This is a genomic window from Streptococcus sp. GMD1S (genome assembly GCF_000296875.1).
Lineage (GTDB): Bacteria > Bacillota > Bacilli > Lactobacillales > Streptococcaceae > Streptococcus.
In genome coordinates this window covers 1-533 of sequence record NZ_AJQY01000439.1, presented here as the reverse complement: position 1 = coordinate 533, position 533 = coordinate 1, and the positions used below count along the sequence as shown (strand labels likewise).

At 43.7% G+C, this 533-nt stretch carries 1 protein-coding gene; it reads right to left on the bottom strand.

Going from position 1 to position 533, the window contains the following annotated elements; translation table 11 throughout:
* A partial coding sequence (locus GMD1S_RS10850) for a homoserine dehydrogenase (protein ID WP_000574475.1) occupies positions 1–533 on the bottom strand: 533 nt, incomplete at both ends.

The window sequence follows — 533 nt, the reverse complement described above, 5'->3', positions numbered from 1 at the left end:
AAGGCAACCTTCATACCAAAAGCAAACTGGCTCAAAATCACCATCTTGTAGGCTGCGTCAATCCCATCCACGTCATTTGTAGGGTCGCTTTCTGCAAAACCAAGTCTTTGTGCTTCAGCCAGAGCATCATCGTAAGACCAGCCTTCTTCGACCATCTTGGTCATCATGAAGTTGGAAGTTCCGTTAACGACACCAAGAACGCGCGTAATTTTGTCAGAAGCTAATGAATTTGCCAAAGTACGAAGAATTGGAATCCCACCAGCAACTGCTGCTTCGTAGTAAAGTGCTACCTTATGCTCTTTAGCGATTTCTAGCAATTCTGCACCATGGACAGCCAAAAGGTCCTTGTTAGCAGTAACAACGTGTTTCCCAGCTTCTAAGGCACGAGTGATAAAGGTCTTAGCTGGTTCGATACGCCCCATCAATTCCACTACAATAGTAATGTCCTTGTCTGATAAAATATCATCTACATTGGTCACAAAGTTAAAGTCATTTCCTGCTGCAAGCAAGCGGTTCTTTTCATCTTCATCCTT